We start from the raw sequence: 18,800 nt of genomic DNA on the forward strand, positions 1-18,800 counted from the left end.
GCTTTCCCACGAATGACATTGATGGGTGCGGCGGCACTGCTGATCCTGATCCTGACCTATGCCGGCGTTGCCATCGGCAGGATCCCCGGCTTGCGCCTTGACCGGGCAGGCATTGCGCTGCTCGGCGGTGCGGCGATGATCGCCATCGGCGCGCTCAGCCTGGAGGACGCCTACCGCGCCATCAATTTCGACACCATCACGCTGCTACTCGGCATGATGATCGTCGTCGCGCATCTGAAGGTATCGGGCGCCTTTCGCGCACTCGGCGCCGTTGCCATCGAGCACGCACATGCGCCGTTTATGCTGCTGGTGATGGTGACGCTGCTGACCGGCGTCCTGTCAGCGTTCCTGGTCAACGACGCGATCTGCCTGGTCATGGCGCCGATCGTCGTCTACGTCACCCGGGTCATCAACCGCAACCCAATTCCATACCTGATCGCCACCGCCACGGCTTCGAATTGCGGCAGCGTCGCCACCATCACCGGAAACCCGCAGAACATGGTCATCGGCGCGCTGTCGGGGATTTCCTATCCGGCCTTCTCGGCGGCCCTGGCGCCGGTCGCGCTGTTTGGCCTCGTCGCCGTCGTCGTCATCGTGCGCATCGTCTATCGCGCCGAATTTGCGCGCAAGACCGAGCTCAGCCCCGAGGTCTATCGCGGCCGCATGCTGTCGGGACAGGTGCTCAAGGCCGTGGTCGTCTGCATCGGACTGGCAATTGCCTTCTTTGCCGGCGTTCCGGTTGCCAAGGCCGCACTGATCGGCGGCGCCATCCTTCTTGTGACCCGCGCCATCAAGCCGGCGCGCATCTACCGCGAGATAGACGGGCCGCTGCTGTTCATGTTCGCCGGCCTTTTCATCGTCGTCGCCGGCGCCGAGAAGGCGCTTCTCACCCCCGAGATCATCGCCTCGGCAAAGGACCTGGGGCTGGACGATGTCTGGCGGCTGTCCGGCTTCACCGCAGTGCTGTCCAACATCATGAGCAACGTTCCGGCGGTGCTTGCGCTGCGGCCATTCATACCCGGCCTGGAGAACCCCGAGCGCGCCTGGCTTGTCGTCGCCATGAGCTCGACTCTGGCCGGCAATTTCACGCTGCTCGGCTCGATCGCCAATTTGATTGTCGCTGAGCAGGCGCGCGCCGCCGGCAAGGCCCTGTCTTTCGGAGCCTTCTTCAGGGTCGGACTGCCGCTGACGCTGATCACGCTGCTTGCTGGGACTGCGTGGCTGGCGCTTGGGTTTTAGGTCGCCGGCGCAGCAGGCAAGGGCGGTTTCAAGTGCAAGCAAGCCTCCGGACTATCTGGCGTGGGTGGGCCAAAAGGCCCAGATCAGCAAAGCTGCCAAAGCCAGCCAGAGCGCCACGATAAAGAACATTCCCGTCCTGCTTTGCGGACGTGTTTCGAGCGCGGCAGCCTGCGCTCGAAACTCGTCCATCAGCGGCGGCGGAACAAGCCTTATGGCCAGGATTACGCCGAGCGGTACGATGATCAGGTCGTCAAGATAGCCGAGCAACGGAACGAAATCCGGGATCAGGTCGATTGGGGAAAGCGCATAGGCGGCCACCATCCCCGCCACGAGTTTCGCGGACCAGGGCACCCGAGGATCGCGTGCGGCGAACCACAGGGCGACGACATCAAGCTTGATGTCGCGCGCCCGGCTCTTTGCCGCTTCCAGCCATGCTTTCATAGGGTTACTTTAGCACAGATTGTCGTCCGCCTGCATTCGAGCGGCGGTCGCTGGTCGTAGAAAGACTGGACCGCACCGTCCGTGGCGCGTCCCAAAGGATGCGCGGCGCTCTATCGCTTCGACGAGTCGGTGCTGCTCGCCGGCTTCGAAACATAGGCGTCGGGAAAGTCCTGCGAGGCGACATCGTCGGCGAGGCTCCCCAGCTTTTCGGCCGCGGCCGCCCCCAAAATCGCCTCGAAGCGCCGGTTGGCCTCGACCGACACGACATATGCCTGCTGGTATCGCTTTTCCGAGTGGCGTCAGCACAGCATGTTTCGTTCGGTCGGTCGTGGGCATCCTTGCGGACCTCTGTGGGAAGCCTACGACGCTGCCTGCCACCCTGTTCGCGCCACCCTGTTCGCCGCGACGCAGACCGGCGAGCCGGCGCCTCGCTACCAGGCGGCTTGATGCCGCCCGACCGCCCTGCGCGTGCAGGGCGGTCTCTGCTGGCTTGGCTAGGGCGACGTCACCGTCATTTGGCCTTTCATGTTAGGGTGGAAGCGGCAGAAATATTCAAACGAACCTGCCCTCTTCAGCGTCAGGCTCGCCGATGTCTTCGGCGGGATCATCACCTCCCAGCCGCCGGTGACGGTCGCCGTGTGGGCGAACACGTCCTTGTTGACCCACTCGATCGTGTCGCCGACCTTCGCCTCGATGCTTGCGGGCGAAAACACCAGCTTCTCGATCGTCACCTCCATCGTTTCGGCCTTGGCGGATGCGGAAGCAATAGTAAGCGCCATTGCAATCCACAGATGCCGTTTCGACACCGTCGGTGCTGTACTCATTTCAGCATGCCGGCGACATGTTCGGCATGCTGTTCATGGCCCTGGAATAGCTTCAGGCCGGTCTCCAGAAGGCTCTTCAGTTCGGCATTCTCGGCCGAGGGGATCAGCAGGGTTTCGAGCGCGCCGTTGACCTGCTTGTGATAGGCGACCTCGTTGTCAACATAGGCCTTGTCGAACGCGGCGCCGTCGAGCTTGGCGAGCTTCGCCCGTTCCTCGTCCGCCGCCTTGGTCAGCGCCTTGCTGGTGGCGTTGTCCTCTGGCGTTACGTTGAGCTTCTTGACCAGGTCAAGCGCTTGTTTGTTTACGGCTTCATGGTCTCGCACCATGTCTTTGGCGAAGTCGAGAATCTCCTTGTTTTTCGATTTCTTCAGCGCTTGCATGGCCGCCTCGACGTCAAGCACGCCGGCTGTGTAGGCGATGTGGGCGATCTGCGGGTCGCTCGGCTTATCGGAGGCTTGCGCCAACGTTGCTGTGCTGAGCAGGAAAAGCGCTGCCAGTGCGGTGGTCGATCGAATAAACATGACGTTCTCCTTCGCCCGGATGCGAATGGCTCCGGGCATTTCCAGTTGACGATGATTGGATGCCGGGCGGGGGCAAACGTTCCCGGGAATTCGGGAAAAATCAGTCTGTAAAGCCAAGCCGCTGCATCACCGCTGCGGTCAGCCGTTGACACCGGCGGCCGGCGAAGGGGAAGGCATCGAGCAGCACCGGGCCGATCTGATCGTCCAGGGCCTTGCGGACGAGGGCGCGGGCGCGGTGCAGCCGGGTCTTGACGGTTTCGGGCCGCACATCAAGCAATTCTGCGGTCTCGTCTATGCTGAGACCCTCGATCACCCGCGCCACGAATACTGTCCGGTAGACATCGGGAAGGCGATCGGTCGCCCGTTCGACAAGCTCGAGGATCTGCCGTTGCGCCATCGTCCGCTCCGGATCGTCGCTGGGATTAAGGGGAAACTTGATGATTTCGGCTTGTAGACTCTGCGGCATCGCTACCGTTCGCCGCCTTTTGCGCAAACGCCCAAGCGCCTCATTGATGACGATGCGCGACAGCCATGTGGCGAGAGAGGATTCGCCGCGAAAATCCCCGAGCTGGGCAAAGGCCCTGACATATGCCTCCTGCACGATGTCCTCAGCCTCGCTGTCGTTGCGGACGACGCTGCGGGCGATACGATAGAGCCGCTGGTTGTGCGTCTTGATAATCGTGCGGAAGGCTCCGCCCTCGCGTGCCAGGGCGCGGCCGACAAGCTGCATCTCGCCAGATGCGGCGGGCATGACGGTCGCAGCCGTGAGCGGTTTCCTCATTGAGCCAATCTCCTGACCGGAAGCAAATCCTCCGATCGAAACATTGGACGGGCTAACCGAGAAAAGGTTCCCGAACATTTTTCCCGGCGGCCCGACTACGCTACCGCTTCGACCAGCAGCTTGTCCGCAGCTTGCGCGCGCCGTTGCGGCCAGCAGATCGTTCTGCGTGATCAGGCCGAGGATGTGCCTGTTGGAAGACCCTGCCGTCGCTCAAGCAGCCGCCGCCGCAGCGAGGCCGCGCGCCAGATCGGCTTTCAGGTCGTCGACGTCTTCAAGCCCGATCTGCAAGCGGACGAGCGGGCCGTCATAAGGGCCCTTGGCGACGACGCGGTCGCCGAGGAACACCGGCACGGCAAGGCTCTCATAGCCGCCCCAGGAATAGCCAAGGCCGAATATCCTGAGCGCGTCGAGGAAGGCATGCTGCTGTTTCTGGCCGCCGCCAGCAAGGACGATCGAAAAAATGCCGCTCGAGCCGCAGAAGTCGCGCTTCCAGAGAGCGTGATCGGGGTGGCTGGCAAGCGCTGGATGCAGCACGCGCGCCACGCCCGGCTGGCCCTCCAGCCAGCCGGCGATGGCCAGTGCGCTGCGCTGATGGTGGTCAAGGCGCACACCCATGGTGCGCAGGCCGCGCAGCACCTGATAGACATCGTCCGGCCCGGCGCAGCAGCCCATCGTGTAGAACGTCTCGCAAAGCTGTTTCCAGCAGGCCTTGTTGGCCGACGCGGTGCCGAGCAGCACATCGGAATGGCCAGCCGGGTATTTCGTCGCCGCATGGATCGAGATGTCGACGCCGTGGTCGAGCGGGCGGAAGTAGAGCGGCGTCGCCCAGGTGTTATCCATCATGACGATCGCGCCTGCGGCGTGTGCCGCGCTGGCGATGGCCGGTATGTCCTGCACCTCGAACGTGTTGGAGGCCGGCGATTCGGTGAACACGACCCTGGTGTTGGGCTTGATCAGCGCCGCTATACCGGCACCGACATGCGGATCGTAGTACTCGACCTCGACGCCCAGCCGTTTCAGCATCGTGTCGGCGAAATTGCGGGTCGGGTGATAGACGGAATCGACGATCAGGACATGGTCGCCCGCCGACAGGAAGGCGAGCAGCGGCACCGCCACCGCCGCCAGGCCCGAGGGCACCAGGATCGTGCCGGCCGAGCCTTCGAGCGCGTCGATCGCGCCGGCAAGCGCGTCCGTGGTCGGCGTGCCGCGCGTGCCGTAGGTGTATTTCTGGCTGCGTGCCGCCATCGTCGCCGCGTTGGGATAGAGCACGGTCGAGGCATGCACGACCGGCGGATTGACGAAGCCGAAATAGTCGTGCGGATTGTTGCCCGAATGGGCAAGCCGCGTGTTGATGCCCATTTCGTTGCCGTCTTTTGCCATTGCGCTTCGCCTCTGATGAAGCGCTAGCCATAGTGCGGCGGCATTGGCCGCGCAACCGTTCGCCACCCGCCAGCCGGCGGACTTTGGATATGCCAATTCATCGCACGACAAGTCAGTCATGGGCCGTAAATCCGAGCGACGGGTTTTGCCGGCCCAGTCCCCGATTTGCGTTGACCGGGCTTTGCCGGCTTTGTTCGCACGGCTGGCTAGTTTCCAGGCGCGTTTGTCTGCAATTCAGGGATTTGCGGCAATTGGTTTTCAAACTCTTTCGGTTTAGGTCATTTCCCTTGACCTCACTGAAATAATCGCCTTCGATGCAGTTCGTGAATGGGAGGCAGCGCGTCGGTTGCGATGCGGGGTTCCGGGAATGGGCCGGAACCGGAAGCTGCGTTCACACGGAAAAAAGTCAGGTTCGCCTGAAAAAAAACAGAAAAGGGTCTGTGGGTTATGAAACACATTGCAATCGGCATTCTGGGCGCCGCCGCGCTTGGGTTGGTGGCTTCGACCGCGTCGGCGGCCACGCTCGACGACGTCAAGGCCAAGGGTTTCATCCAATGCGGCGTCTCGACCGGTCTGGCCGGCTTCTCGGCGCCGGACGACAAGGGCGACTGGCAAGGCATCGATGCGGATTTCTGCCGCGCTGTCGCGGCCGCCGTTTTCGGCGATGGCACCAAGGTCAAGTTCACGCCGCTCAGCGCCAAGGAACGCTTCACCGCGCTGCAGTCCGGCGAGATCGACATCCTGTCGCGCAACACCACCTGGACCATCAACCGCGATACCGCACTCGGCCTGAACTTCATTGGCGTGACCTATTATGACGGCCAGGGCTTCATGATCAACGCCAAGAAGCTGCCGGGCGTGAATTCCGCGCTGCAGCTTTCCGGCGCGGCGGTTTGCGTGCAGAGCGGCACGACAACCGAGCTCAACCTTGCCGACTATTTCAAGTCGAACAAGATGGAGTACAACCCGGTCGTCTTCGAGAAATTGGAAGAGGTCAACGCCGCCTATGACGCCGGCCGCTGCGATGTCTACACCACCGACCAGTCGGGTCTCTACGGCATCCGCCTGACGCTTGGCGCCCCGGCCGACCACGTTGTGCTGCCCGAGATCATCTCAAAAGAACCGCTTGGACCGGCCGTGCGTCAGGGTGACGACCAGTGGTACCACATCGTCAAGTGGACTTATTTCGCGTTGCTGCAGGCCGAGGAACTCGGCATCACCAAGGCCAATGTCGACGAGATGAAGAACTCGGACAACCCGGAGATCAAGCGCGTGCTCGGAACTGAGCCCGACACCAAGATCGGCACCGATCTCGGTGTCTCCAATGACTGGGTGGTCAACATCGTCAAGGCTGTCGGCAACTATGGCGAAATGTTCGAACGCAATGTCGGTTCGGGCAGCCCGCTGAAGATCGCGCGCGGCATCAACGCATTGTGGACCAAGGGCGGCCTACAATACGCTCCGCCGATCCGCTGATCGAAATGTGATCCGGAAGGCAGCTTTCCTGCCTTCCGGTTTCTCTTTCCAGGGGATGGTTGAATGGCATCGCAGGAAATTCTTCGCGAGGAGCCAAGCCGCGGCTCCTTCATCAACGATCCGAAGGTCCGCGGCATATTCTTCCAGGCGGTGGTCGTCATCGTGCTGGTGGCGTTGGTTTGGTGGATCGTCCAAAACACCATCGACAATCTGACGCGCCTGCGCATTGCATCAGGCTTCGGTTTCCTCAGGGGCCGCGCCGGCTTCGACATTAGTGACAGCGCCATCGCCTACTCGTCGGATTCCACCTATGGCCGCGCCATTCTCGTCGGCTTCATCAACACGCTCATCGTTGCCGTCTCCGGCATTATCACCGCGACCATAATCGGCTTTATCCTCGGCGTCGGCCGACTTTCGCACAACTGGCTGATCCGCAAGATCTGCACGGTCTATGTCGAGGTCTTCCGCAACATCCCGCCGCTGCTGGTCATCTTCTTCTGGTATTCAGGCGTGCTTTCGGTGCTGCCGCCGCCGCGCGAGAGCATCAATTTGCCGTTCAGCTCCTTTCTCAACCAACGTGGCTTTTATTTTCCGCGCGCCGTGTGGGGCGAAGGCTCCTGGCTGATCCTGGTCGCTCTGCTTCTCGGCATCGCCATGGCGTGGTTCGTCGCCCGCAAGGCGCGTCAGCGGCAGATGGCGACCGGCCAGCAATTCCCTGTGTTCTGGACATCAGCGGCTTTGATCATCGGCTTGCCGTTGCTGGCCTATGCGCTGAGCGGCTTCCCGCTGAGCTTCGATTATCCAAAGCAATCGACCTTCAACCTGACCGGCGGCTTTCAGGTCAAGCCGGAGTTCCTGTCGCTCTATTTGGCGCTGTCCTTCTATACGGCCGCCTTCATCGCCGAAATCGTGCGGGCCGGCATCATGGGCGTCAGTAAGGGGCAGACCGAGGCAGCCGGTGCCCTCGGGCTGCGGCCGGGATCGATTCTGCGGCTTGTCGTCATTCCGCAAGCCATGCGCATCGTCATTCCGCCGCTGACCAGCCAGTATCTGAACCTGACCAAGAACTCGTCGCTGGCCATCGCCATCGGCTACCCGGACCTGACGGCGACGACCGGCACGGTGCTGAACCAGACCGGCCAGGCGATCGAGTGCGTGCTGATCATGATGGTGGTCTATCTCGCGCTCAGCCTGTTGACGTCGGCGATCATGAACGTGGTCAACGCCAGAATGGCGCTGGTGGAGAGGTAGCGACATGCAGGAGCACGACCTTTCCTTCGTCCGCGTCGAAATGGCGCTGGCACAGTCGGCGCCAGCAAGTGAGCGCGGTCTGGGCGCCTGGATACGCAAAAACCTGATTGCTTCGACCGGCGACACGATCCTGACCATCATCGGCATCGTGCTGGTCGCGATGATCGTGCCGCAACTGATCAGCTGGGCTTTCATCAACGCCCAATGGACCGGCACCGACCGTACGTTCTGCGCCACGGTGGCGCAGGGCGGCATCCAGCCGGATGGTTGGTCGGGCGCCTGCTGGGCCTTCGTCAACGCCAAATTCGGCCAGTTCATGTTCGGCCGCTATCCGATCGATGAGCGCTGGCGGCCGATCCTCGTCGCCATCCTGTTCGTGGCGCTTCTGGTGCCGCTGCTCATCCCGAAGGTGCCGCGCAAGGGGCTGAACGCAATCTTATTCTTCGGGGCGCTGCCGATCGTTGCTTTCATCCTGCTGGTTGGCGGCGTGCTCGGCCTGCCGCATGTCGAAACCCCGCTATGGGGCGGGCTTCTGGTGACGCTCACCCTGTCCTTCGTCGGCATTGCCGTGTCGCTGCCGATCGGCATTGTGCTGGCGCTGGGGCGGCGATCGAAGATGCCGATCGTCAAGATGCTGTGCGTCATCTTCATCGAGACGGTGCGGGGCATCCCGCTGATCACCGTCCTGTTCATGGCCAGCGTCATGCTGCCGCTGTTCCTGCCGGCCGGCGTCACTTTCGACAAGTTCTTGAGGGCGCTGATCGGTGTCTCGCTGTTTGCCGCTGCCTATATGGCCGAAGTGGTGCGCGGCGGCCTGCAGGCGATCCCCAAGGGCCAGTATGAGGGGGCGGATTCGCTCGGCCTCGGCTATTGGCAGAAGATGGGCCTGATCGTGCTGCCGCAGGCGCTGAAGCTGGTCATTCCCGGCATCGTCAATACCTTCATCGGCATGTTCAAGGACACCAGCCTGGTCTCAATCATCTCGATGTTCGACCTGCTCGGCGTCGTCAAACAGAATTTTTCCGACGGCAACTGGGCAACGCCGCAGACGGCCAGGTCCGGCCTGGTGTTCGCTGCCTTCGTCTTCTGGATGTTCTGTTTCGGCATGTCGCGTTATTCGATGTTCACGGAACGCCGGCTCGATACCAGCTACAAACGCTAAGAACAAAAAAGGGAACCTTCCATGGCCACAGAAAATGCAGTCAGCGCGGAAGAGATCAAGGTCAATGCCGCCAAGATGCAGGTATCCACCACCGACGTCGCCATCGACATCATCGCTATGCACAAATGGTACGGCGAATTCCACGTGCTGAAGGATATCAATCTGAAGGTGATGCGCGGCGAGCGCATCGTCATTTGCGGCCCTTCGGGCTCCGGCAAATCGACGATGATCCGCTGCATCAACCGGCTGGAAGAGCACCAGAAGGGCAAGATCATCGTCGACGGCAAGGAATTGACCAACGACCTCAAGAAGATCGACGAAGTGCGCCGCGAGGTCGGCATGGTTTTCCAGCACTTCAACCTGTTCCCGCATTTGACCATCCTGGAAAACTGCACGCTGGCGCCGATCTGGGTGCGCAAGACGCCGAAGAAGCAGGCCGAGGAAATCGCCATGCACTTCCTCACGCGCGTAAAGATCCCGGAACAGGCCAACAAATATCCCGGCCAGCTTTCCGGCGGCCAGCAGCAGCGCGTCGCCATCGCCCGCTCGTTATGCATGAACCCGCGCATCATGCTGTTCGACGAGCCGACCTCTGCGCTCGATCCCGAAATGATCAAGGAAGTGCTGGAGACAATGGTCGGCCTCGCCGAAGAGGGCATGACCATGCTCTGCGTCACCCACGAGATGGGCTTTGCCCGCAAGGTCGCCAACCGGGTGATCTTCATGGATCAGGGCCAGATCGTCGAGCAGAACACGCCGGCCGAGTTCTTCGACAATCCGCGCCACGAGCGCACAAAACTGTTCCTGTCGCAGATCCTGCACTGATCGCTCTTACGCGAATCAAAAGAGCCCGGCCGAAATCCTGCCGGGCTCTTTTGCGTCTGGGCCCTCAGCCGGCGATTGCGCCCCGATTGCGAGGCCGCCCCTCATGAAAAAGCCGTCCCTCGTGAAAAAGCTTGGGCGTTTTCTCGCCATTCTGGTGGTGGCAATCGTGCTTGCCGTGGTTTTGGGCACAATCATTCCACGGCCGCTCTTGCCGGCGGCCGCCGCCGATCCCGTAGCCACCAGGCACATCCTGGTGTTGAAAAGTCCGATCCACACCGATATCGCCGTCCCGGTCGATGACGAGGTGCGCAAGCGCTTCCATTTCCTGGTCGATGACGGCATTCCGGCCGACATGGCTGGGGTCCGCTACATCGTCTTCGGCTGGGGCGGCCGCGCCTTCTATCTGGAAACGTCGACCTGGTCGGAACTAAAGGCGGTGCCGGTGATGAAGGCGCTGACACTGGACGCTTCGGTGATGCATGTCGATGTCGCCGGCAACATTGTCGAGCCGCACCCCGACGTCTCCGGCTTCGACATCAGCGAGGAGCGTTTTGCAGCGCTGCTCGACTTCATCACCGCGAGTTTCCAGCAAGGGCCGAACGGCTCGATCCTGATCGAGAATGCCGCCTATTCCAGGTTCGACCGCTTCTACGAAGCCAACGGCCATTTCAATGCGCTGGTTGGCTGCAACACCTGGACGGCGGCGGCTCTGCGTATCGCCGGCCTTCGGACAGGCTGGTGGAATCCGCTGCCGGCGTCGCTCGACCTGTCGATGCGGATTTATAATTGATGCTTGGCACTAGTGTCCGACGGTTTCCGGCACCTGCCAGCCATAAAGCCAATCGAGATCGGCGGCGAGCCTTTCCGGAGAGCGCAATCTCAGAAACAGGTTGCGGGCGACCGCCACCGGCCCGGAAGCGTGCCAGGCGAGACGGTTGACAGCACCGCGGCGGGCGACCTTGGCGATGCGCGGGCGCCGCGCCTTTTCCCAGGCAGCGAGCGCGCCCCAGAGATCGGCGGGCGAGGCGGCGACAAAGCCGGCAAGCGTTGCGGCATCCTCGATCGCCATCGCCGCGCCCTGCGCCGCAAAAGGCGTCATCGCGTGCGCCGCATCGCCGATCAGCGCGATGCCGGCGGGCGTCGTCCATGGCTGTGCCTGGTCGACCGTATGGATCGGCCATGCGGTCCACGGGCCTGCATCCTCGACAAGCCGGGTCAGTGCCGCCGCCGTGCCACGCATGGCGCCGACGAGAATGTTGGGGTCGGCGTGGCCCGACCAGCCTTCGGCGATGATCTCGCCCCTGGTGAAGGCGGCCAGGTTGAACGCCGTGCCGTTGCTGACCGGATAGGCGACGAGGTGAAAACCGGGATGCAAGAAGGCGGTCACGAAATTGGCGGCGCCGACCGCCGCCAGGGCTTCTCCTGCGACACTGTCTGCACTGGTCGTGGCGCGCCAGGCAAGCTCGCCCGAAAACCGGCTTTTGGCCCCAAACCCGCCACAAGCGCGGATCGCAGACCAGACGCCGTCGGCACCGATCAGCAGAAAGCCGTCGGCTTCGACCGTCTTGCCGGGAATGTCGACTGTTGCCGTGGTACGGCGAGGTCCTGCGGCGACGCCGCCGACGCGCGCGCCGGTGACGACACTGATGTCCGGCTGTTCGGCAAGGCGCGCCATCAGCGCGTCTTGCAGGTCAGCCCGATGAGCGACGAGATAGGGTGCCTGCCAGCGCCTTTCGGCTGCTTCGCCAAGCGGCACCCGCGCCAGCTCGCGCAGCGTGGCGGCGTCCTTGAGCACGACCGCTTCCGGCCGCACCGCCGCCGACAACAGCCGGTCGAGCACGCCGAGCTGGCGAAGGATGCGCGTTGCGTTGGGTGAGAGCTGGATGCCGGCGCCGGCCGCTTCGAGGCGCGGCGCCTGTTCGAACAGCCGCACCAGATAGCCGCGCTCGGAAAATGCCAGCGCCGCGGTCAGTCCGGCGACGCCGGCTCCGGCGATAACGACCTGCCGGGACCGGATGTCGTCCATGGGGATGACGTGCGCGTCAGGCGGCCTGGTCGATATAGAGGCATCCGGCAGGCTGCGTTTCCGTAGCCTTCAGCTTTGGCGAATAGCGAAAAAGCGTCGAGCAATAGGGGCAGACCTTTTCGTTGTCGTCGCCCATGTCGAGAAACACATGCGGATGGTCGAAAGGCGGGTTGGCGCCGGTGCACATGAATTCCTTGACGCCGATGTCGATCGCCGCATAGCCCGCATCGTTCTGGAAATGGGGAATGGAACCGCCTGCCATCGTCGTCTCCTACATCTGCCGCATGACCCCGGATCATGCGCAAATCAAAATTCCACCGCGTCCTTTGCGCGTCCAAGGGCGCGCCGCGCTGTAGCCTGGATTGCATCTGGATCATAAGCTGTCTCTTTGCAAGATCGATGAAATCAAACTGTCGTAAAAGCCTGTCACAGGATAAGCTAAGCCGGTTAAGGCATGGCCCGAAAACCGAATTCGGTTTTGCTGGGGATCATGCCTAGCTTAAGAGTGGTAGAGCGTCCTTTGCGGGTCCGGAAAGACGCGCGATGCTCTGGCCAGCGGGTGCGAAACGAGCAGGAACCATGAACGAACTAAAGCCGGTGCAGAGCGAATTCACCACCGTCGAGGTGGCGAGCCCAGAGGGCGGCAACCCGGACCGCTTCGTGAACCGCGAGTTTTCCTGGCTGCAATTCAACCGCCGCGTCCTCGAGGAATCGCTGAACGCCAACCATCCGTTGCTCGAGCGTGTCCGCTTCCTGTCGATTTCGGCCGGCAATCTCGACGAGTTCTTCATGGTCCGCGTCGCCGGTCTCGCCGGCCAGGTTCGCGAAGGCATCACGCTGAAGAGCCCGGACGGCCGCACCCCCGAACAACAGCTCGAACAATTGCTGCGCGAAGTCGAGCGTCTGCAGGAAGATCAGCAGAATAGCCTTTCCGCGCTGATGCGGCTGCTCGACAAGGAAGGCATCGAGAGCATCAGCCGCGATGGGCTGACCAAGGACGAGAAGGCCTGGCTCGAGGATCATTTCCAGGAGCAGGTCTTTCCGGTGCTCACACCACTGTCGATCGACCCGGCGCATCCATTCCCGTTCATTCCCAATCTCGGCTTCTCGATGGCCCTGCAATTGCGCCATCGCAGGAATGGCGAGGAGATGAGCGCGCTGTTGCGTCTGCCGGTGGCGCTGAAACGCTTCATTCGCTTGCCCGACCGCAAGCATCATGTCCGCTTCATTCCGCTGGAAGAGGCGGTCGGCCTCTATATCGGCAAGCTGTTCCCCGGCTACGAAGTCAAGGGCTCCGGCACGTTCCGCATCATCCGCGACAGTGACATCGAGGTCGAGGAGGAGTCCGAGGATCTCGTGCGCCTGTTCGAGACGGCGCTCAAGCGCCGCCGCCGCGGCTCGGTCATCCGCATCGAATTCGATAAGCTGATGCCGGCCGAACTGCGCGAGTTCGTCGCCGGCGAGCTTGGCGTCTCATCGAGCCGCATCAGCGTGCTCACCGGTCCGCTGGCGCTCAGCCAGATTTCCGAGATCGTCGCCATCGCCCGCGACGATCTCAAATTCACGCCCTATAATCCGCGCTTTCCCGAGCGCATCCGCGAGCATGGCGGCGACTGTTTCGCCGCCATCCGCGAGAAGGACATCATCGTTCATCACCCCTACGAATCCTTCGACGTTGTGGTGCAGTTCCTGCGCCAGGCGATGGCCGACCCGGAAGTCGTGGCGATCAAGCAGACGCTCTATCGCACCTCGAACGACAGCCCGATCGTGCGCGCTTTGGTCGACGCCGCGGAGGCCGGCAAGTCGGTGACGGCGCTGGTCGAGCTCAAGGCGCGTTTCGACGAGGAAGCCAACATCCGCTGGGCGCGCGACCTCGAGCGCGCCGGCGTTCAGGTCGTGTTCGGCTTCCTCGAACTGAAGACACACGCGAAAATGTCGCTGGTGGTGCGGCGCGAGGACGGCAAGCTGCGCAACTATGTGCATCTCGGCACCGGCAACTACCATCCCGTCACCGCGCGCATCTACACCGACCTGTCCTTCTTCACCACCGCTCCGACGATCGCCCGCGACGTCGCCCAGCTGTTCAATTTCATCACCGGCTACGCCGAGCCGACCGATGAGATGCGGCTGGCTATCTCGCCCTTCACGCTGAGAAGCCGGATTCTCAAGCATATTTCAGACGAGATTACCCATGCGCTGGAAGGCCGGCCGGCCCGCATCTGGATGAAGATGAATGCGCTGGTGGATCCGATCATCATCGACGCGCTTTATGACGCCAGCCGCGCCGGCGTCGAGATCGATCTCGTCGTGCGCGGCATCTGCTGTCTGAGGCCCCAGGTGCCGGGCCTGTCGGAAAACATAAGGGTCAAGTCGATCGTCGGCCGCTTCCTCGAACACAGCCGCATCTATTGTTTCGGCAACGGCCATGGACTGCCGTCGGACGGGGCGGTCGTCTACATCTCATCGGCCGATTTGATGCCGCGCAATCTCGACCGTCGCGTCGAAACCATGGTGCCGATCACCAATCCAACGGTGCATGAACAAGTCCTCGGCCAGATCATGCTGGGCAACATCATGGACAACCAGCAAAGTTTCGACGTATTGGCTGACGGAACCTCTCGGCGCGCCACGCTTGAGGAGGGCGAGGAACCGTTCAACGCGCAGGAATATTTCATGACCAATCCGAGCCTTTCCGGACGCGGTGATGCGCTGAAATCGCATGCGCCCAAGCGCATCGCGCAGTTCAAGCGCCGCAAGAAAAACGCCGCAGCGACCGGCTGATGATTTCAACGTCCCAGGGCCGGCTTCAGGACCGCCGACCGCTGTCCATCATCGACATCGGGTCGAACTCGATCCGTCTTGTCGTCTATGAGGGGCTGGCGCGCTCGCCGACCACGCTGTTCAACGAAAAGATGCTGGCCGGCCTCGGTCGCGGCATCGTCTCGACCGGAAAGCTCGATCCCGAGGCGGTGACCCGCTCTATGGAGGAGTTTCGCCGTTTCCGCGCGCTATCCGAGCAGGTCGGCGCCGAGCGTATGTATGTGCTGGCGACCGCGGCCGCCCGCGAGGCGGTCAACGGCCCCGATTTCATCCACCGCGCCGAAGATGTACTCAAGACCGAGGTCCAGGTGCTGAGCGGGCGCCAGGAAGCCCACTATTCCGCGCTTGGCGTCATTTCCGGCTTCCACCCGGCCAACGGCATCGCCGGCGACCTCGGCGGCGGCAGCCTCGAACTGGTCGACGTCGATGGCGAGGCAATCGGCGACGGCATCACGCTGCCGCTGGGCGGCCTGCGTCTGCAGGACATGGCCAAGAACTCACTGGCCCAGGCGGCAAAGATAGCGCGCGACGAACTGGCACGGGCAAAGCTGCTGAAAGGCGGGCAGGGCAGGCCGTTCTACGCGGTCGGCGGCACCTGGCGAAACCTCGCCCGGCTGTACATGGAAATGACCAGCTATCCGCTGAGCGTCATGCACCATTACGAGATCGGCATCGACAGCGCTACGAACTTCCTCAAGCAGGTCGCCAAGGGCGAGATCGAGAAGGTAAGGGGTATCGAGGGCGTCTCAAAGAACCGCCGCTCGCTGCTGCCCTATGGCGCCATCGTGCTGCAGGAGATCATGGCGGCGATGCAGCCGTCCAAGATCATCGTCTCGGCGCTGGGCGTGCGCGAGGGCTTCCTCTATTCGCTGCTCGACAAAGCCGATCAGAAGGCAGATCCGCTGATCTCGGCCTCGGAGGAACTCGCCCGGCTGCGTTCGCGCTCGGTCACCCACGCGCATGAGCTTGTCGAGTGGACGGGCAAGACCTTCGCCGCCTTCGGCATCGAGGAGACGGTCGACGAGGCGCGTTACCGCCAGGCCGCCTGTCTGCTTGCCGACATCGGCTGGCGCGCACATCCCGAATATCGCGGCAAGCAATCGCTCAACATCATTGCCCACGCCTCCTTCATCGGCGTCGACCATCCCGGCCGCGCCTTCCTGGCGCTGACCAACGCCTACCGTCATGAGGGCATCTTCAACGAATCGATCGCGCCGGAAATCAAGGCACTGGCGACGCCACGCTATATCGAGCGCGCTCGCGTGCTGGCCGCCGTGATGCGCGTCGTCTATCTGCTGACGGCGGCGATGCCGGGCGTCATGCCGCGGTTGAAATGGGAGAGCCGCGGCAATGGCGTGCTTGCGCTGGTGCTGCCGGCGTCGCTGGCCGACCTTTACGGCGAGCGGCCGGCCGGCCGGCTGGCACAGCTGGCGAGGGTCACCAACCGCCGGCTGGTGCTGGCGGTCGAGGGCGGCTCCAATATGCCAGCCAAGTAATCTGGCTCAGACAAACAGCTTGTGCCGGTCAAGTCGTTTCAGGGCCGATCCGAAGTATCCGCCCATCAAGCGAATAGGCGCCGGCGCCAGCCATCGCCAATGCCAAAAAACCGCCTGATAAGGCGATGTCCTTCATCAGCATCTGTGAATGCATGAAGGTCAGCGTCGGATCGTCGCCGCCCTGGCCATAATGGCCGATGAAGCCGGCCGCGATGCAGAAGGCGGCAAGCAGCAGCGCCACGATCGGCGTCTGCAGGCCGACGAGGATGAGCAACCCGGCGATCAGCTCGAACAGGCCCGTTGCCCAAGCCGCCAGCGTCGGCAGCGGCAGGCCGAGCCCGGCAAAATAGCCTGATGTGCCGGCGATATCGGCAAGCGCGTGGAAGCCGGAAGGGACGAACAGGGCAGCGAACAGCAGCCGGGAGACGAGAAGCAGCGCATTGCGGAACATCGTCACCCCCTTGCCGGCGCCCGGTCAGGCCCGTGCCGGCTCAGCGAACCTCGCAGGGCTGTCGCTGAAATCGGCAAATCGGCACACACAGAGACAACGAAAAAGGGGCGCGAAAAATTCCGCGCCCCTTGCTGCACTAGTTATTAGCCTGCGTCAGCCGCGCCTGGCGTCGACCGAATAGGCGCCGGCGCCTGAGGAAGCCAGCACGAGGAAGCCGCCTGCAATCGCCAGGTTCTTCATGAAGCTGATCATCTGCATCTGATCGGCCCAGCCGGTGTGGGCGACCAGTCCCGTGGCGACGGTGAAGATTGCGAGCACCCAGGCGGTGATCCGGGTCTGAAAGCCGATGAGGATGGCGAGACCGCCAAGCAGCTCAATCAGGCCGACGACAATCGCCGTTACGGTCGGCATCGGCAGGCCCATGCTGCCGAAGTAACCGGCGGTGCCGGCGATCGCAGTGAGCTTGCCGAAACCGGAAAGCACGAAAATGACTGAAAGCAGAACGCGGCCAAGCAGGATGGTGGCCGAGGCGTTGGAAACGGTGCCGGAACCGGCAACGGATGTATTGGTAGACATGATGGGCTCTCTCCGGAAGGGTTGCGTTGCCCGTCCACATAGAGTAGGGCGACTGTTCACCAAAGATGCAGATTTGGTTACAGATTGTTCACAGCAGTAACGTTTTTGCGATCAGCTCAAAATCATCCCGGATGCGTCATGTCCTCCGGCCGCACCAGGCGGTCGTAGTCGGCCTCGCTGACCAACCCGGTGGCCAGCGCTTCCTCGCGCAAGGTTGTACCCTTCTTGTGCGCTGTCTTGGCGATTCTGGCGGCGTTGTCGTAGCCGATGGTCGGCGCCAGCGCCGTCACCAGCATCAGCGAGCGGTCGAGTGCGGCCTTGATGTTCTCTTCCCGCGCCTCAATACCCACGACGCAATTGTCGGTGAACGAGATGGAGGCGTCGGCGAGCAGCTGCACCGATTGCAGGAAATTATAGGCCATCAGCGGGTTATAGACGTTGAGCTCGAAATGGCCCTGGCTGCCGGCGAAGGTCAGTGCGGCATTGTTGCCGAACACCTGGATGCAGACCTGCGTCAACGCCTCGCACTGGGTGGGGTTGACCTTGCCCGGCATGATCGATGAACCCGGCTCGTTTTCAGGCAGCAACAGTTCACCGAGGCCGGAGCGCGGGCCGGAGCCGAGCAGACGAATGTCGTTGGCAATCTTGAACAGGGCGCCGGCGCAGGCGTTGATGGCACCATGCGAAAACACCATGGAATCGTGCGCGGCCAGGGCCTCGAACTTGTTCGGCGCTGTGACGAAGCCGATGCCAGTGATGTCAGCGATTCGCGCCGCCACCTTCTCGGCAAAGCCGATCGGCGCGTTGAGGCCAGTGCCGACGGCCGTGCCGCCTTGCGCCAGTTCCTGCAGGCCGGGCAGCGTCATCTCGATGCGTTTGATCGACGAGGCGACCTGCGCGGCATAGCCTGAGAATTCCTGGCCAAGGGTGAGGGGCGTCGCGTCCTGCGTATGCGTGCGGCCGATCTTGATGATGTGGGCGAAAGCTTTGGTCTTGGCTTCGAGCGCCGCATGCAAATGCTTCAGCGCCGGCAACAGGTCGTGCACGATGCGCTCGGCGCCGGCGATGTGCATGGCCGTCGGATAGGTATCGTTCGACGACTGGCTCATATTGACGTGGTCGTTGGGGTGCACCGGTTTCTTGGAGCCCATGACGCCGCCCAGCAGTTCGATCGCCCGATTGGAGATCACCTCGTTGGCGTTCATGTTGGATTGCGTGCCCGAGCCGGTCTGCCAGACGACCAGCGGGAAATGATCGTCGAGCTTGCCGTCGATGACTTCCTGAGCGGCTTCGACGATCGCCTTGCCGATGGCCGGGTCGAGCCGCTTCAGCTCCATATTGGTTTCGGCCGCCGCCCGCTTGACGATGCCGAGCGCGCGAACGATCGACGCCGGCTGCTTTTCCCAGCCGATCTTGAAATTGCCCAGCGAACGCTGCGCCTGCGCGCCCCAATAACGGTCGGCGGCGACGTCGATGGGACCGAACGTGTCGGTTTCGGTTCTGGTCTCTGGCGCGCTCACTTGTGTCTCCA

19 protein-coding genes are annotated in these 18,800 nt (G+C 62.6%); 8 read left to right on the top strand and 11 right to left on the bottom strand.

What is annotated here, in order from left to right; translation table 11 throughout:
- The first annotated feature begins 12 nt into the window (after positions 1-12).
- Positions 13-1,239 (top strand): anion transporter, encoded by a 1,227-nt coding sequence (locus tag ACWTU7_RS26535; RefSeq protein ID WP_455841497.1) that lies wholly within the window; start codon positions 13-15, stop codon positions 1,237-1,239.
- Between the two features lie 51 nt (positions 1,240-1,290).
- Here ACWTU7_RS26535 and ACWTU7_RS26540 read toward each other — a convergent pair whose 3' ends face one another.
- The 6 genes from ACWTU7_RS26540 to ACWTU7_RS26565 form a co-directional block, all read right to left on the bottom strand.
- Positions 1,291-1,680, bottom strand: a complete 390-nt coding sequence (locus tag ACWTU7_RS26540) for a YkvA family protein (RefSeq protein WP_455841496.1) — start codon at positions 1,678-1,680, stop codon at positions 1,291-1,293.
- A gap of 110 nt (positions 1,681-1,790) precedes the next feature.
- Complete coding sequence (locus tag ACWTU7_RS26545) at positions 1,791-1,943, bottom strand: hypothetical protein (RefSeq protein WP_455841495.1); 153 nt, start codon at positions 1,941-1,943, stop codon at positions 1,791-1,793.
- Positions 1,944-2,174: 231 nt separating this feature from the next.
- A complete protein-coding gene (locus tag ACWTU7_RS26550) occupies positions 2,175-2,504 on the bottom strand; it encodes a cupredoxin domain-containing protein (RefSeq protein ID WP_455841494.1) in 330 nt (109 codons plus the stop codon).
- Positions 2,501-3,025 carry a DUF4142 domain-containing protein gene (locus ACWTU7_RS26555; protein WP_029354260.1) on the bottom strand — a complete coding sequence of 175 codons (525 nt, stop codon included), beginning with the start codon at positions 3,023-3,025 and terminating at the stop codon, positions 2,501-2,503. The genes ACWTU7_RS26550 and ACWTU7_RS26555 overlap by 4 nt, the downstream gene beginning before the upstream one ends.
- A 100-nt stretch (positions 3,026-3,125) precedes the next feature.
- Positions 3,126-3,806 carry an RNA polymerase sigma factor gene (locus tag ACWTU7_RS26560; protein WP_455841493.1) on the bottom strand — a complete coding sequence of 227 codons (681 nt, stop codon included), beginning with the start codon at positions 3,804-3,806 and terminating at the stop codon, positions 3,126-3,128.
- A 210-nt stretch (positions 3,807-4,016) separates the two neighbouring features.
- The gene (locus ACWTU7_RS26565; protein WP_455841492.1) at positions 4,017-5,186 is read right to left on the bottom strand and encodes a cystathionine beta-lyase; all 1,170 of its coding nucleotides are present in this window, start codon (positions 5,184-5,186) and stop codon (positions 4,017-4,019) included.
- 447 nt (positions 5,187-5,633) lie between these two features.
- Here ACWTU7_RS26565 and ACWTU7_RS26570 point away from each other — a divergent pair, with 447 nt between their 5' ends.
- From ACWTU7_RS26570 to ACWTU7_RS26590, 5 genes are all read left to right on the top strand, one after another.
- A complete protein-coding gene (locus ACWTU7_RS26570) occupies positions 5,634-6,662 on the top strand; it encodes an amino acid ABC transporter substrate-binding protein (protein ID WP_455841491.1) in 1,029 nt (342 codons plus the stop codon).
- Positions 6,663-6,725: 63 nt separating this feature from the next.
- The gene (locus ACWTU7_RS26575) at positions 6,726-7,913 is read left to right on the top strand and encodes an amino acid ABC transporter permease (RefSeq protein WP_029354257.1); all 1,188 of its coding nucleotides are present in this window, start codon (positions 6,726-6,728) and stop codon (positions 7,911-7,913) included.
- 4 nt (positions 7,914-7,917) lie between these two features.
- Entirely contained in the window at positions 7,918-9,075 is a 1,158-nt protein-coding gene (locus ACWTU7_RS26580; protein ID WP_455841490.1) for an amino acid ABC transporter permease, read from the top strand.
- 21 nt (positions 9,076-9,096) lie between these two features.
- Positions 9,097-9,900, top strand: a complete 804-nt coding sequence (locus ACWTU7_RS26585) for an amino acid ABC transporter ATP-binding protein (RefSeq protein WP_065008990.1) — start codon at positions 9,097-9,099, stop codon at positions 9,898-9,900.
- A 103-nt stretch (positions 9,901-10,003) separates the two neighbouring features.
- Complete coding sequence (locus ACWTU7_RS26590; protein ID WP_455841489.1) at positions 10,004-10,690, top strand: TIGR02117 family protein; 687 nt, start codon at positions 10,004-10,006, stop codon at positions 10,688-10,690.
- 9 nt (positions 10,691-10,699) lie between these two features.
- On the opposite strand, the gene ACWTU7_RS26595 is transcribed toward ACWTU7_RS26590, so the two are convergent.
- Both ACWTU7_RS26595 and ACWTU7_RS26600 read right to left on the bottom strand, forming a co-directional pair.
- A complete protein-coding gene (locus ACWTU7_RS26595) occupies positions 10,700-11,926 on the bottom strand; it encodes an FAD-dependent monooxygenase (protein ID WP_455841488.1) in 1,227 nt (408 codons plus the stop codon).
- Positions 11,927-11,942: 16 nt separating this feature from the next.
- Positions 11,943-12,188, bottom strand: a complete 246-nt coding sequence (locus tag ACWTU7_RS26600) for a zinc-finger domain-containing protein (RefSeq protein ID WP_254026757.1) — start codon at positions 12,186-12,188, stop codon at positions 11,943-11,945.
- A gap of 317 nt (positions 12,189-12,505) precedes the next feature.
- On the opposite strand from ACWTU7_RS26600, the gene ACWTU7_RS26605 reads away from it, so the two are divergent.
- Both ACWTU7_RS26605 and ppx read left to right on the top strand, forming a co-directional pair.
- The gene (locus ACWTU7_RS26605; protein ID WP_455841487.1) at positions 12,506-14,707 is read left to right on the top strand and encodes an RNA degradosome polyphosphate kinase; all 2,202 of its coding nucleotides are present in this window, start codon (positions 12,506-12,508) and stop codon (positions 14,705-14,707) included.
- Positions 14,707-16,242, top strand: coding sequence for an exopolyphosphatase (ppx, locus tag ACWTU7_RS26610; protein ID WP_455841486.1), 1,536 nt, complete (start codon positions 14,707-14,709; stop codon positions 16,240-16,242). The genes ACWTU7_RS26605 and ppx overlap by 1 nt, the downstream gene beginning before the upstream one ends.
- 28 nt (positions 16,243-16,270) lie before the next feature.
- On the opposite strand, the gene ACWTU7_RS26615 is transcribed toward ppx, so the two are convergent.
- The 3 genes from ACWTU7_RS26615 to fumC form a co-directional block, all read right to left on the bottom strand.
- Complete coding sequence (locus ACWTU7_RS26615; protein ID WP_455841485.1) at positions 16,271-16,693, bottom strand: DoxX family protein; 423 nt, start codon at positions 16,691-16,693, stop codon at positions 16,271-16,273.
- A 153-nt stretch (positions 16,694-16,846) separates the two neighbouring features.
- Entirely contained in the window at positions 16,847-17,269 is a 423-nt protein-coding gene (locus tag ACWTU7_RS26620) for a DoxX family protein (RefSeq protein ID WP_095490857.1), read from the bottom strand.
- A gap of 122 nt (positions 17,270-17,391) precedes the next feature.
- Positions 17,392-18,789 carry a class II fumarate hydratase gene (fumC, locus tag ACWTU7_RS26625; protein WP_455841484.1) on the bottom strand — a complete coding sequence of 466 codons (1,398 nt, stop codon included), beginning with the start codon at positions 18,787-18,789 and terminating at the stop codon, positions 17,392-17,394.
- Positions 18,790-18,800 lie beyond the last annotated feature (11 nt).

It is taken from the genome of Mesorhizobium sp. BHscii (assembly GCF_053848065.1).